1 protein-coding gene is annotated in these 695 nt (G+C 76.3%); it reads right to left on the minus strand.

Annotation, left to right across the window (positions count from 1 at the left end; genetic code table 11):
• On the minus strand, positions 1–695 hold a 695-nt coding region (locus GTW67_RS22880; protein WP_161166685.1), incomplete at both ends, for an aminodeoxychorismate/anthranilate synthase component II.

The following is a 695-nucleotide window of genomic DNA, read 5'->3' on the forward strand; positions in this document are numbered from 1 at the left end:
CGTCAGCACCGACTCCGGATGGAACTGCACGCCCGCGAAACCGGGCCCGCGCAGTGCGTGTACCTCGTGCGTGGCGCTGCGGCTCACCTCCACGCCGTGCGCGGCCAGCTCGGCGGCGGCCTCGTCGTCGCAGCGGGCGGTGAAGCTGTTGTAGAAGCCGACGGTCTCCCGCCGCCCGAACAGGTCGATCTCCGTCTGCGCCCCCTGGTACGGCACCTCCTTGCGGACGATGTCGAGCCCCAGCTCGGCCGCGATCAGCTCGTGCCCCAGGCAGACCCCGAGGACACCGTGCCGGTTGTCCCGGAGCACGTCGGCGGCCAGCGCGCGCAGGAAGCGCATCTTCGGGTCGGCGGTGTCGGACGGGTCACCGGGGCCGGGCCCCAGTACCACCGGGCCGTCGTGCCCGAGCACCGCCTCGCGCAGCCCCGGCTCGTCGTAGCGCCGCACGGTGACGCCGAGCCCGGCCGAGCGCAGCACGTGCGCGAGCATCGCGGTGAAGGTGTCCTCCCCGTCGACGACCAGGGCGTGCCCGGTGAGCGTGTCCGACGGGTCCTGCATCCGCAGCCAGAACGGCGCCAGCGAGGCCCGGCGCCCGTCCAGCGCCGCCCGCACCCGGGGATCGTCGGCCAGCCCCGGCCGCCGGGCCTCCGCGCGCGGCCGGCCGGGCCGCACCCCCAGCGCCGCCAGCACCCCGG

This window comes from Streptomyces sp. SID5910 (assembly GCF_009862125.1).
Lineage (GTDB): Bacteria > Actinomycetota > Actinomycetes > Streptomycetales > Streptomycetaceae > Streptomyces.